Origin of the sequence: Algibacter sp. AS12 (genome assembly GCF_046736315.1) — a bacterium.
In the GTDB taxonomy this organism is placed as follows: Bacteria; Bacteroidota; Bacteroidia; order Flavobacteriales; family Flavobacteriaceae; genus Algibacter_B; species Algibacter_B amylolyticus.
Map to the genome: position 1 here is coordinate 2,934,676 of NZ_CP151841.1, position 13,787 is coordinate 2,948,462.

Sequence of the window (13,787 nt, forward strand, 5' to 3'; positions counted from 1 at the left end):
CAAAAAACACAAACACAAACACTCATTAATATGAAAACGACAAATCAATTAACATTTATTTTTTTGTTACTGCTTATGGTAAGTTGTAACGAAAACACAAAAAAAATAACAAATACTAAGGATTATGTTGGGTATTTAGAAGCATCAGATAAAGAGGTGTTGCAATTAGTAAAAGAGGATTTTAATTTCTGGGAAAAAAAGCTAGAAAAAGAACCAAATCAATTTCCCTACTTGGCTAAGGCTGCAGCATCTCAATCTGTGATTTTTAATAAAACCGGAAATATTGAAGCTTTAATTAAAGCAGAAACATATTTAGTTAAGGCAAATCAAGCAACAAATTATAATAACGCGGGATATTTAAGAGCTTTGTCAAGAAACTATGTCTCTCAGCATCGTTTTAAAGAAGCTTTACTTTTACTTATCAAGGCTGAAGATAACGGTGAAGGTTTAAAAGGAACGCAAAAAATGCTTTTCGATGTGCATTTAGAATTAGGTAATTATGATGCTGCCAAAAGATACTTAGATGCTATTAAGAAAAATAATGATTTCGATTATTTAATAAGACTTTCAAAATGGTCGGACCATCGTGGTAATATAGATGCTGCCATAAAATATATGGAACAAGCTAAAACAATTGCAGAAAGTACAAATTTGGCATCTACGAAACAATGGGTGTATACCAATTTAGCCGATTATTATGGGCACGCTGGACGTATTGAAGCTTCTTACAACCATTATTTAAAAGCTTTAGAGTTAGATCCTAACGATGCGTATGCTAAAAAGGGAATTGCTTGGATTGTTTATTCTTATGAAAAAAATCCTGACGAAGCACTTCGTATTTTAAATGAAGTTACGAAAACTTACAACGCTCCAGATTATCATTTACTAAAGGCAGAAATTGCAGAATATAATGGTAATAATGTCTTAAAAGAAGAACAATTAAAGCTATATGCTAATGCGGTTGAAAATTCGTTATATGGCGATATGTATAATAAGTACAACGCTTTGTTATATGCTGAAAGCGAAAAAGATACAGCAAAAGCTTTAGAGATTGCTTATGTTGAAATTAAAAATAGACCTACGCCACAATCGTATGATTTGTTAGCATGGACACTCTATAATCATGGTGAAGTAAAAGAAGCGATGGAAATTTTAGAACAACATGTAAATGGTAAAACCTCTGAGCCCGATGTGTTATTTCATATAGCTAAAATTTATAAAGCTAATAGAGAAATAGAAAAGGCTAATGCATTAAAAAAAGAGCTTTTAGAAAGCGTTTTTGAACTTGGTCCTATTGTGGAAAACGAAATAAAAAATATATAAATTTAGTTTGATTTGTTATGTGTATGATAATTTCTGTGAAAACTTAATTATCATAAAGAGACCTTAATGTAGTGTTTAATCTAAGGTTTTTTGTTAGGTGAAAGTGTCTAGTTACTTAGTTGTAATTAGGCACTTTCTTTTTTAATTAATAAAAATATCCTCGAGCTTTTTTGCAAAATCATCCATTTTTACTCCCGATTTATTGGTTAAAACTGAGATGACAATCTGTTCTTTTGGGTATATTAATAAAACGGTAGACGCGCCAACACCACCACCAGTATGGTAATATTTTGGTGTATTGTTTGTTGTGCATTCAGAAGAAAACCCAATACCATACCCCGTAATTTTACCGGATTTTAGTTTTTGAGAAGTTGTCATTTCTAGCAAAGCTTCGGCAGATACTGTTTTAGGCGAAATAATTTCTTCTCCAAATTTTATTAAATCTTCTGAAGTAGATAAAAAACCACCACCAGCAACCTTGTACTCATTAGCGACGGGAGTAGAAAGCACCCTTTTTTTTCGGTAGAAATTAGTTTTATTGGGTAGGTTTAATTCTGAATCTTCCGCCAAAGTATTTGTCATCCCCAAAGGATTAAAAACAGTTTGTTTTACTAATTCATTAAAATCGGTTTGGGACGCTTTTTGCATAATTTCACTAAGCAAAACAAAGCCAAATGTATTGTATGAAAATTGTGTTGAAGGTTCAAATAAAAGCGAGTCGTTTTTAAAGATATTTACGCCTTCAGTAATGGATGTTTTTTTATTCCATAGAAACTCATTACCTTTGTAATGCCTTATGCCTGCAAGGTGCCCGCCTAATTCTTTAATGTTAAAATCGTAAGCCTTTTTAGGGTAATTGGGTAGGTAGCTGTAAATACTTTTGTTTAAATCAACTTGCTTTTTATCTACTAAATGTGCCAGTGTTAAGGCGGTAATAGTTTTAGATATACTGGCAATTCTAAACAATGTTTTATTAGGGGCTACTTTTACTTTAGGTTTTCTTTTGGCATACCCAAAACCTTCAGACCAAATAAGTTTACCATTTTGAGATATCGATATAGACATTCCAGGAATGCCTTGTTGGCGCATAAATTGTTTAGCACGTTTTTTAGCGGTTTTTATTCTGTAGTAAGATGTAGTGTCATGTTCTGCCGAATTAAATCCTACAGAAGTAAAAAAGAAAAATATTGAGGCTAATATGTTTTTCAATGGTATAGTAAATAGTTTTTTCTCGTTTTATTAAAACGTTGTAATCCTTCTTTCCAAGTGGCTTTAATTGCTGTTTCAGGCATTCCAGATTCAATTTGCTGTTGTAATGTTTTTGTTCCTGCTAACTTTGTAAAAAAGCTATTAAAAAATTCAGCTTTATTATTTGTATTCTGGTAGGCATCAATAAGCCAATTTAGTTTTAAAGTATTTATAGTCTCAACTTTGGTTAAATCCTTACCATAACATGTTTTGTTTTGATGTTTTGGGTATTTAGAACCTTCGTTGGGTTGAGGTTTAAAGTGGAAGCTATATATAGCAGGATTTAAAAACGGACTTCCAAATATTTGAAATTGGGTTTCTGTACCTCGGCCTGCACTTACATTGGTACCTTCAAAAAAGCAAATACTAGGGTATAGGTTAATGGCTTGGTCGTTTGGTAAATTCGGACTTGGTTTTATTGGTAAGCTGTATTTTAGTTTGTGGTTGTAATATTTCATGGTAATAACCTTTAAGTCGCATTGTTTACCATTAGCTAGCCATCTTTCTCCATTAATCATTTTAGCATATTCGCCAATAGTCATGCCATGAACCACAGGAATAGGATGCATGCCAACAAAACTAGTGTGCTCCATTTCCAAAACAGGACCATCAATATAATTACCATTTGGGTTAGGCCTATCAAAAACAATTACAGGAATTCCCGCTTCTGCACAAGCTTCCATAACGTAATGTAAGGACGAAATGTAGGTGTAAAAACGAGCGCCTACATCTTGTATATCAAAAATAACAACATCCAAATTTTCTAGTTGTGCCTCCGATGGTTTTTTGTTTTTTCCGTAAAGCGATACAATAGGTAAATTAGTTTTAGTATCTATACCATCTTTAACAACCTCGCCGGCATCAGCCTTTCCTCTAAAACCATGTTCTGGAGCAAACACTTTTTTTATATCTACATGTAAAGCAAGAAGCGAATCTACTACGTGTGTATATGTTATGGCATCCAACGGTTGTGTTGCACTTTTAGTAAAAAACACAGAGGTTTGGTTAGCCACAATACCAACTCGCTTTCCTTTTAATAGCGGGAGGTAAACGTTGGTTTGGTTTACCCCAAGAACTATAGACGTATCTATTTCTACTTTAGTAAATTCTTCTTCTGGATTATTAATTTTAACCTGAGATATAGAAACATCGCCCTTGGATTTGCTTCCACAAGAAATCATTACTAAAACTAGCCCAATAATTATTGGGAAAACTGTATTTTTGAAATCACTAAACCTCATTTTTATCTTTTGAATTACGAGTTCTTTATAGCAAAACGCATTATTGGTAGTAAAGCGTATAAAAGTAGCATATCGGCGCCAATAATAAAAATTGGAATCGCTGCAATTGCTATTGGTATGGTTGTAATGATGGTTACCGTAGCCATAAGTATAGGGTTGCAACAAAAAATACGCGATAAAGTTATTGCGTTTAATGGCCATGTAACCATTACAAATTACGATACCAATAACTCCCAAGAAAGCGTAATTCCTATTACAATATATCAAGATTTTTATCCCGATTTTAAAGCAGTACAAGGCGTTAAGCATGTACAAGGTGTAGCAACAAAATTTGGTGTAATACGCACCGAAACCGATTTTGAAGGGCTGTACTTAAAAGGCGTTGGTGCCGATTATAATTGGGATTATTTTAAAGAATTTCTAGTAGAAGGGCAGTTGCCAGATTACACACAAAAGCGAAACGAAAATGTTTTAATATCTCAATATCTAGCGAATAGAATGCATTTTAAAGCCGGTGATACCTTTCAAATGGTTTTTGCAAAGGACGATTCCGAAAAATTACCAAACATAATAACATACACCATATCTGGTATTTTTAATTCTGGGTTTCAAGATTTGGATGCTCAATATATTATTGGCGATATACGCCATTTACAACGTATAAATGGATGGGAAAGCGATCAAATTGGTAATTTTGAGGTATTTATAGATAGTTACGATGCATTAGAAGAAAAAGGCGCCGAAATACACCAAAACATTTCCTCCTTACTAGATTCGCAAACCATTACAGATCGTTATTATTCTATTTTCGAGTGGATTAAAATTTTCGATAAAAACACCTACGGCATAATAGGCATAATGGTACTTATTGCTGGTTTTAACATGGTAACAGCCTTACTTGTATTAATACTAGAGCGCACCAGAATGATAGGCGTTTTAAAAACCTTAGGCAGCAGTAATTGGAGCATTCGTAAACTATTCCTTTACAATGCATCCTACCTCATTTTATTAGGACTCTTATGGGGTAATATTTTAGGTTTAGGGATTTTGTTTGCGCAAAAATATTTTAGCCTTTTTCCGTTAGATCCAAGTGTGTATTACGTTTCAGAAGCACCTGTTTATATTAGTTTTGGCTATATTTTAGCATTAAACATAGGTACATTAGTGCTGTGCTTACTCATGCTACTGGTTCCGTCTTACCTAATTACAAAAATATCGCCAGTTAAAGCCATTCGTTTTAGTTAAACAGTAATTTGGGCGCTACCACAAGGGACGGGCTTTCACTACTCGCTCCTTCCTAAAAGGTCAGGGAGCTCAAACATACCGTTCAATCCCTAGCGCGGGCATACTTGTTAGTGTTTTACCTTAAAGAGATGCTGCCTATCTCTAAATTAAAGGCTTCAGCTTTTTTGTTACCTATTAAAAAGGCGATCATTTCAATTTGGTTACCTTCAAAATTTGGTAGCTCAAGTTTTTTACCTCTAAAGTTTGCATACATATCTATAAAAGGGATTTCTATAGTTTCCCAACAAGTTGTGGTTTTAAATGGATAAATGTAAGAATGATTGTCGCTTTCAAAAGTCTTTACTCTAAACTGGTATGTCTTGCCATCGCCTTTTAAATTTATACAAAATTTAGAATAAGATGCTGTTTTTAAAGTTTCAATAGGGTATTTAACCATCGAGAAACCACCGTTATTTTCTAACGATACTTCGCCGTAAAACAAGCCATTTCCATTAACGTTTATTTTAAAGGCACCTTCAGATTTTCCGCCCATTACATTATCATCCACCGTTTTCCAGTTGAAACTATCACTTTCTGCAGTAAAATTAATTAAGGTCATGGTTTTACGGTGTTATATTTAGTTTAGGCTTTGTATAAATATATAAATGTTTAGTAGCGTTTTGCTAAGGGGTTTTAATTTTATTATCGCATAAAAAAATGCACTACTATATTAATTGGTAGTGCATTTTTAATATTTAATACTGCTTGTTTACTTTGTTAGCTAGCACTTACTACACCCAAAGTATATAATTGATCCATGGTAGGCGATTCGCTACCACCAGCAGGCTCTAAAGTAATACCAAAGGCTTCACTTTCATTAGCATTCTTAATTTCGAATATTTTATTGGCGTCTGTGGTAAAACGGTCAATAGTTCCTAAACTTGTTGGTGTTAACGGTGTTAAAGTTAAAGACCAAACTTGATAAACTTTCCCTTCTGGTGGGTCTGGTAAACCTAGAGCATCTATAAATATACGCTCGGAATCTTTATCCCAATATACCTTAGCAAAAGTATTAGCAAAATTACCTTGCCCTGCTAATGGTACTTTTTTAATATTATCATCGCGTAACACACTTATTAATACATTAGCGTCTTCTAAGCTGTTTTTAGAATTAGCTATTTGGGTTTCTAATAAAGATTGTTGTGTTTCTGCTATTTGAATATCAGATTGTAATTGTTTGTTCTGGTTTACGGTCCATAATAATCCAGCAGCTAAAACAATAGAAGCTGCCCAACCTGTATAAGTAATCCAATTGTATTTAGGTTTAGCAATAGGGATTACTTTGGTGTCCTTATCACTACCAAAACCTAATGTTTGCTTAATACGCTGTAAAATATGGTCGCTATCGCGTTGCGATGTCGAAGCGGTTAATTTAACAATGGCTGCTTCAATTTCTAAAACTTCTTGCAAAACCTCTGGGTGTTTTTGCATAAGCTCATAAACCTCCTCATTTTCTTTTTCAGAAAGGGTTCCGGCTACGTATAGCTCTAGTATTCCAGATTCTATGTATGCTTTTATATCCATTTTAGTTTAATACCATGTTTCTCAATTCCTGAATGCAATTTCTATTTCTGGTTTTAATAGTGCCAATTGGCATATCAAGTGCTTCAGACGCTTCACTTTGTGTGTAACCTTTAAAGTAAAGTAGTTCAATTACCGCTTTACATTTTTCGGCTAGTTTACCAACAAATTTTTTAATGCCGATAGCATCCGTTTTATCATCCAGGTTTTCATTGCCTTCAATTATATCTACGAAAAAATCTGAGTTGAGGTTTTGTTTTGAGTTTTTAAAGGCTTTAGACCGCGTTTTATCTATGGCTGCGTTTCTAGCAATATTTAAAATCCATGTAAAAAATCTACCTTTTTTTGACGAATAGCTATCCGCTTTATGCCATGCTTTTATAAAAACATCTTGCATAACTTCTTGAGCAATATCATGGTCTCTTACAATATTGTAAATAACACCATGCATGCTATCGCTGTACATATTGTACAGTTTCTCGAATGCTTTTTCGTCTTTTTGTTTAAATTTTTCTACCAGCTGGTCTAATTCCATATAAGTTTTTTAGTGATTAAAATAATACTAATACTATATATATGGTTTAGTTTTCGCGAAGGTAAGTTTCAACTTCAATGGCTACATCTTCCCAAGTTTTACTTACACCATCTGCTCCTTTATGTAAATCAAAACATACTTTATTTAAAGAGGCTAAAGCATCTAATGCATTCCAGTCTTTAAGATTCATAGTCCCTGTAAGGGTTACACGTCTTTCATCAGTAATTTTAACATCTAATGGTAAATTATTAGTTTCTCCATTCATGGTAATAGAAGCTACATAAGCATTATTAGCATATTTAATAGTACCTTTTAAAAATTCGGTATCTAACATAGCACCAAAAAAAGAGTTTATTATTTTACCATCTCGGGTGTTGGTAGCATCGTTTGTAAATACACTACTAACTGGTATAGAAAAGCTTAAGTTGTTTAAAGCTTCTTGTGGTGTTGCACCAGATTTATTTTCGAAATTTAAAAGTTTAAATTTCCCTCCAACGGGAAGTTTATCTGTTGTTTTATAGGCCGTCCATTTTACGGTTGTACCTTCAGGTTTCACAACATATTTTTCTGTTGTTTCAGCTTCCGTTTGCGATTCTTTTTTCTCGTTCTTACATGATACTATACTTATGGTTAAGGCAATTAATAGGATGCTTATTTTCTTCATTTTTATTGATTTTTTATTTACCCGAAAGTTAAGTCATTAATAATTCAATTGCAAGATTTAGTATGATATATGTCATTTTATAACTTGAGCTATTCCTATACTTTTGAAATATAAAAGTTAGGTATGTTAAAATCGTTAGTAAATAAGTATAATATTGCGGGGCCTCGTTATACGAGTTATCCAACGGTTCCGTATTGGAGCCAAGAAACATTTTCATTAAAAAAATGGAAATCGTCATTAATTCAATCTTTTAAAGAAAGCAATTCTGAAGAAGGTATAAGTCTCTACATTCATTTACCATTTTGCGAAAGTTTATGCACGTTTTGCGGCTGTAATAAGCGCATTACCAAACAGCATAATGTCGAGTCTCCATATATAAATGCAGTTTTAAAAGAATGGCATTTGTATTTAGAATTGTTTGACGAAAAACCTATTATAAAAGAGTTGCATTTAGGTGGCGGGACACCAACATTTTTTAGTCCAGAAAACTTAAAACGGCTTATTACGTTTATTTTAAACACTTCAAAATTAGCACCACACCACGAGTTTAGTTTTGAAGGTCACCCTAATAACACCACTCGCGAGCATTTGCAGGCGCTTTACGATGTGGGATTTAGACGCGTTAGTTACGGTGTGCAAGATTATAACCCAACGGTTCAAAAGGCGATTCATAGAATTCAGCCATTTGAAAACGTAAAGGAAGCCACCGAGTTGGCTAGAGAAATTGGATACACATCTGTAGGTCATGATATTATTTTTGGATTGCCTTTTCAAACTTTACAACACGTTGAGGAAACCATTTTGAAAACTAAAGCTTTGCTTCCAGACCGACTAGCTTTTTACAGCTATGCACATGTGCCTTGGATTAAAGGAAACGGACAACGAGGCTTTGATGATGCCGATTTACCAAGTGCTGATTTAAAACGCAAGCAGTACGAACTAGGAAAGGAATTACTAGCCGAAGTTGGTTATAAGGAAATAGGAATGGACCACTTTGCGTTAACTACGGATTCCTTATTCACATCTATGATTAATGGTGATTTACACCGTAATTTCATGGGATATACCGCCTCAAAAACACAAGCAATGATTGGGTTGGGTGTATCCTCGATAAGTGATAGCTGGTATGGTTTTTCTCAAAATGTAAAAGGAGTAGAAAGCTATTATAACTTGCTAAAAGATAATATTATTCCAGTTTATAGAGGGCATATTTTAAATGACGAAGATCTTGTAATTAGAAAACATATTTTAAATTTAATGTGCCAATTTGAAACCTCATGGACAAACGAAAAACTTAATTTTAATGACTTACCGGACACTTTAATTAAACTAAAGGAAATGGAAAAAGATGGCTTACTAAATATATATTCTAATAAAATAGAAGTCACCCAAAAAGGACAACCGTTTGTTAGAAATATATGTATGGCTTTCGATGTGCTACTGCAACGTAAAAAGCCAGATACGCAACTATTTTCTATGACTGTTTAATACCAAGTCATTTTAATATCAAGTATTAAAACATTCAATTTTAACTGTTTTTGCTTTATAACAAGAACCTAAAACTTAAAGACCATGAAAAAAATAATTATACCAATAGATTTCTCAGAACATTCAGAATATGCTTTAAAAACAGCAGCAAAACTAGCCAAAAAACATGATGCCGAATTATTGGCCCTTCATATGCTAGAAATGTCCGATATTATGCTATCTACAACCGATGGCATTCAAAACCAAAAAACCATGTTTTTTCTGCAATTAGCAGAGCAAAAATTTAAAGATTTTTTAAGTAAAGACTATCTAGACGATCTAAAAGTAACACCAATAATAAAACATTTTAAAGTATTTAGTGAGGTAAACGACGTAGCTAAAAAATACGACGCCGATATAATTGTAATGGGCTCTCATGGTGCAAATGGCTTTACCGAGTATTTTGTAGGTTCTAATACAGAGCGTGTTGTACGCAACTCTAATATACCCGTTTTAGTAGTTAAAAACGATATGATGGATGTCGATTTTGATGTGGTTGCCTTTGCCTGCGATTTTAGCGAAGAGTCTATAAAATCGTATTTAAGCGCTCAAGAAATGTTTAGTAAACAAGGTGCTAAACTATATTTAATACATGTTAATTTACCTAACGAAAGGTTTAAAAGTAGTTTAGAAATCGAGAAAAAAGTCGTTAATTTCTTTACAAAAGCTGAGGGCAATTTAGACAAAATGGAAGACGTCTTTTACGTATCCGATTATACCATAGAAAACGGTGTTTTAAATTGCGCGAATAAAATTGGAGCCGATTTAATAATAGTGCCAACACATGGCAGAAAAGGTTTGGCGCACTTTTTTCAAGGCAGCATTGGAGAAGATGTAGTAAATCACGCCACTTTACCCGTTATGACTTTTAAGATTTAAGCCAATAAAAAAATCCTCCCTTTTTTACTAAGGGAGGATTTTTATCTACATACATTCTTATTGGCAGTATAACAGCAAATATAACTATAAAAAAATTATTGAATAATACCAGCACAACTAACGCGTGCGCCAGCAGCTCCAGAAGGTTGCGATGTTAAGTCATCTATACCGGCGTGAACAATCACAGCTTTTCCAAGAATATCTTTAGTAGTATCGCCACAGCCAATACACCACTCGTCCGTAGAAAAAGAAATGGTGCCGTTTCCATTTTCATCGGCAGTAAAATTGCCAATATCACCTTTATGGTAACCCTTTGCGTCTCCCCATTTACCATGTGGTTGCGATGTTGGATTCCAGTGTCCTCCTGCAGATTTGCCATCGGCAGAAGAGCAATCAGCAGATTCATGAATATGTATAGCATGTTTACCAGCGGTTAGACCACTTATAATGGCTGTCATACTCACGCTGCCATCAGTTTCTTTAAAAACCACATTTCCAGATACATTGCTATCGCTTTTAGCGCTTAAAGTAATTTTAACTTTTTTGGGTGCAACCGTTGCTGTTTCAGTTTCAATGGTTTCAACAGTATTTATCTCTTTTTTTTCGTTTTTACAAGACGTAAAAGTTAGTATTAGAGCAGTTAATATGATGTTTAATTTTTTCATTTTTCTTAGACTTTTTTTTTATTAATTCTAAAGTTAACAATTAAATGAATCAATTGCAAGAATTAGCAAGATTTCTAAAAGCCAAGTAATTCTTGTCCCTTATTTTGGTAAACATCAACCATATGTGGTAGCTGTAAAATTTAGTTAATGTCTACTTCAGAAAGAGCTAAAACATTAAATAAAGTCGCCTTAGTTTTAAAAAAACTATTTTCAAGATCAATAGCTTTTAGTTTGGCATCAATTAGTTTTGATTCGCGCGAGTTTACTAAAAACAATGAGCTTTCACCTAAAAAGAACTTACGCTCTTCGGCTGTTAGCATTTTAGAATAATCATTTACAATTGTGTTTGTATAATCATTTTGGATTAGGTAAGACTCTAATTCTAGATTTATAGCATTAATTTTATTTTTAAGACTTACCTGTGTGTTTTTAATATCGAACGTCGTGTTTTGCAGCTTGATTCTGGCCAGTTTTAAATCGCCCCGTTCTTTTCTTAAAAACAAAGGAATACTAATATTTACACCACTTTTATAGGCCGATGTACTAAACGATCGTGCCACCTCAGGAGTTTCGGATAAGAAATTATACTGCAAATCTATTTGCGGTAAAAGGTTGTTTAACTTCAATCGTTTTTCAATTTTTAAACTTTGAAATTTATAATCTAAAGATTGCAGTTTTGGGTGATTGTTTATTTCGTAGCTTTCAACATCTAACCCAGAGGTGTTCAAGGTTAAATCGATAGTTGCAACCGTATTAATGTCGGGTATAATTTGGTCTTTAATTTCAACCGGTGTATTATCATTAAGCCATAAATAATTAGAAAGTTCTAGAGAGGCCTTTATAAATTTAATTCTAGATTTTTCTAAGTTAAGTTTGCGGTTGTTTAACGCTATTCTAGCTTCTAGAGTATCAATGGCGGGTTTATCGCCAACTTCAAAACTTTTTTTAATACCATTAAATCGTATTTCGGCATTGGCTAAAAAATCTTGATAAACCCGTTTTTCATTATAGGTTTTTAGCCAGTTAAAATAGCTTAATGTTGCATTATATAAAATGTCGTTAACCAACAACTGTCTATCGGCTTGGGCTTGTTTTACATATAGTTTGGACTGTCTTAACATGGCCATACGACTATTTGTAAGCAACCCTTTAGCAACAGGAATAGAAACACCTGCACTGTATAATCCATCGTCCGGGACGTAAGATTCTGGGTTTAAATAGTCTCCAGTGTTTTCTTCAAAGTTTCCTTTTAATTCTATGCCAAACCAAGTTGGTATTTTAAACGATGCATTAAGTTTATCGTAATACTCGTTGTCTTTAAACTTTTTTCTAGCATAATCTACTTCAAACTTAGGGTCGAAAGCTCCTCTGGCTTTCATTAATTTAGCTTCACCTTCGTTTATGGTTAAGTTGGCCTGCTTAACAATAGGATGAAACGATTTAACATAACCCAAATATTCTGATAGAGCCATAACCGATGTGCTATCTTGTGCAGAAACCACGCAGCTAAAACCTAAAAGAAAACTATATATAAATGCTTTCATTATTTATCTTTTTTAAAAGCTGTTTTATTGCCTTCTGGTTGATAATAGTTGGGAGGAAAGCTGTTAATTTGACGCCATAACTCGAACCAAATGGGCACATCCTCAAGTAATGCTATTGTTTTTGCGCCAGAACCAACACGTATGGCTTCAGGCCAATTATACTCTGTGTTATCTGGCGCTAGCAACACACGGTATTTCCCGTTACTACTTATAAAGCGCTCAATGGCCACCACTTTAGCGCCATAAGTACCGTAAGATACATTAGGCCATCCGCTAAATACAATTGCAGGCCAGCCATCAAACTGTACACGTACTTTTTCGCCAATGTGCAGTAATGGCAAGTCTATTGGGCGAACAAAAGTTTCTACGGCTAAGTCGTATTGCGATGGCATAATACCAACGAGTTGTTCTCCTTCTTTAAATGTAACACCAATACCGCCTGTTAGTACTTTGTTTATAAAGCCATTTTGTGGTGCGGTTACATACAATAAGCTATTTCGCTTTTTGTAATTACTATAGGCGTTTTCAAGTTTTTTAACTTGAGCTTCTGTATCGAACCCGCTAGATTGCGCAGTATACATATCGCTTTGCGCTTTCGATATTTTATCGGTAAACACAGCGTTGGTTCTAGATAGCTCTAGTTGTGCATTTATAACTTCGTTTTTACTTGCTAAATATTTGTTTTCTTGCGAAATGAATTTAGCTTGAGTTTCTTGAAGTTTTAAACGTTTTTCTTCAACATCCTTAACGGCTTTTAAACCTTCTTCTTGTAATGTTTGAATACGATTAAACTGTGTTTCTGAAATTTTTAAATTGGTTTTAGAAGCTTCCAAATCAATACTATCGCTTTTTACTTTTAATCGCGACTGTAACAGTTTATTTCGAGTTTGCTCTAGCTTTAATTCTTGTTCGTTTCGTAAGGCAGAAATTTGACGATTTAAAGCATCTACCTTACCACCATACGCGGTTACGGAAGATGATTTTGCTAGGATTTGATCGTTAGTGCGTTCCATTAATCTATCGTCGAAATAATCGCTTTTTACTTCGGATATTCTTAAGATAGTATCGCCTTTTTTTACTTCGTCGCCTTCTTGAACATACCATTCCTCAATACGTCCTGGTATTTGAGATTGAATGTGCTGTGGACGTTGATTGGGTTTTAAAGTAGTTACCGTACCTTGACTTGTAATATTTTGGGTCCAAGGCAAAAACATGACAATAAATAATATGATGGCTGCGGCCAATAAAAACCGGTTAAAGTATTTGTAATATCTAATATTCATAATTTTTTTACCAGACTTATAGTCCGCCAAATCAATTTTTTTATTCAATTGGTTATGAGATATATTGAGCATA

The 13,787-nt window shown here is 33.8% G+C and carries 13 protein-coding genes; 4 read left to right on the forward strand and 9 right to left on the reverse strand.

Annotation, left to right across the window (positions count from 1 at the left end):
• The first annotated feature begins 30 nt into the window (after positions 1–30).
• A complete protein-coding gene (locus tag AAFN75_RS12255; RefSeq protein WP_411806588.1) occupies positions 31–1,323 on the forward strand; it encodes a tetratricopeptide repeat protein in 1,293 nt (430 codons plus the stop codon).
• A gap of 141 nt (positions 1,324–1,464) precedes the next feature.
• On the opposite strand, the gene AAFN75_RS12260 is transcribed toward AAFN75_RS12255, so the two are convergent.
• Together AAFN75_RS12260 and AAFN75_RS12265 are read right to left on the reverse strand one after the other, a co-directional pair.
• Positions 1,465–2,532, reverse strand: a complete 1,068-nt coding sequence (locus AAFN75_RS12260) for a serine hydrolase domain-containing protein (protein ID WP_411806589.1) — start codon at positions 2,530–2,532, stop codon at positions 1,465–1,467.
• A complete protein-coding gene (locus tag AAFN75_RS12265; RefSeq protein WP_411806590.1) occupies positions 2,529–3,812 on the reverse strand; it encodes an exo-beta-N-acetylmuramidase NamZ domain-containing protein in 1,284 nt (427 codons plus the stop codon). The genes AAFN75_RS12260 and AAFN75_RS12265 overlap by 4 nt, the downstream gene beginning before the upstream one ends.
• Before the next feature lie 9 nt (positions 3,813–3,821).
• On the opposite strand from AAFN75_RS12265, the gene AAFN75_RS12270 reads away from it, so the two are divergent.
• Positions 3,822–5,057 (forward strand): ABC transporter permease, encoded by a 1,236-nt coding sequence (locus AAFN75_RS12270; protein ID WP_411806591.1) that lies wholly within the window; start codon positions 3,822–3,824, stop codon positions 5,055–5,057.
• A 115-nt stretch (positions 5,058–5,172) separates the two neighbouring features.
• On the opposite strand, the gene AAFN75_RS12275 is transcribed toward AAFN75_RS12270, so the two are convergent.
• From AAFN75_RS12275 to AAFN75_RS12290, 4 genes are all read right to left on the reverse strand, one after another.
• Entirely contained in the window at positions 5,173–5,655 is a 483-nt protein-coding gene (locus AAFN75_RS12275; RefSeq protein ID WP_411806592.1) for a CIA30 family protein, read from the reverse strand.
• 158 nt (positions 5,656–5,813) lie between these two features.
• Positions 5,814–6,620 (reverse strand): anti-sigma factor domain-containing protein, encoded by an 807-nt coding sequence (locus AAFN75_RS12280; RefSeq protein ID WP_411806593.1) that lies wholly within the window; start codon positions 6,618–6,620, stop codon positions 5,814–5,816.
• Between the two features lies 1 nt (position 6,621).
• Positions 6,622–7,152: an RNA polymerase sigma factor gene (locus tag AAFN75_RS12285; protein WP_144116939.1), complete on the reverse strand. Its 531-nt coding sequence runs from the start codon at positions 7,150–7,152 to the stop codon at positions 6,622–6,624.
• Between the two features lie 46 nt (positions 7,153–7,198).
• Positions 7,199–7,816: a YceI family protein gene (locus tag AAFN75_RS12290; protein WP_411806594.1), complete on the reverse strand. Its 618-nt coding sequence runs from the start codon at positions 7,814–7,816 to the stop codon at positions 7,199–7,201.
• Between the two features lie 123 nt (positions 7,817–7,939).
• On the opposite strand from AAFN75_RS12290, the gene hemN reads away from it, so the two are divergent.
• Positions 7,940–9,304, forward strand: coding sequence for an oxygen-independent coproporphyrinogen III oxidase (gene hemN, locus AAFN75_RS12295; RefSeq protein WP_411806595.1), 1,365 nt, complete (start codon positions 7,940–7,942; stop codon positions 9,302–9,304).
• Positions 9,305–9,388: 84 nt separating this feature from the next.
• Positions 9,389–10,222: a universal stress protein gene (locus AAFN75_RS12300; RefSeq protein ID WP_411806596.1), complete on the forward strand. Its 834-nt coding sequence runs from the start codon at positions 9,389–9,391 to the stop codon at positions 10,220–10,222.
• Between the two features lie 95 nt (positions 10,223–10,317).
• On the opposite strand, the gene AAFN75_RS12305 is transcribed toward AAFN75_RS12300, so the two are convergent.
• From AAFN75_RS12305 to AAFN75_RS12315, 3 genes are all read right to left on the reverse strand, one after another.
• On the reverse strand, positions 10,318–10,887 hold the full coding sequence (locus AAFN75_RS12305; RefSeq protein WP_411806597.1) for a superoxide dismutase family protein: 570 nt from the start codon (positions 10,885–10,887) through the stop codon (positions 10,318–10,320).
• A gap of 140 nt (positions 10,888–11,027) precedes the next feature.
• Positions 11,028–12,431 carry a TolC family protein gene (locus AAFN75_RS12310; protein WP_411806598.1) on the reverse strand — a complete coding sequence of 468 codons (1,404 nt, stop codon included), beginning with the start codon at positions 12,429–12,431 and terminating at the stop codon, positions 11,028–11,030.
• The gene (locus AAFN75_RS12315) at positions 12,431–13,786 is read right to left on the reverse strand and encodes an HlyD family secretion protein (protein ID WP_411806599.1); all 1,356 of its coding nucleotides are present in this window, start codon (positions 13,784–13,786) and stop codon (positions 12,431–12,433) included. Before AAFN75_RS12315 ends, AAFN75_RS12310 begins: the two co-directional genes overlap by 1 nt.
• Between the last annotated feature and the right edge of the window lies 1 nt (position 13,787).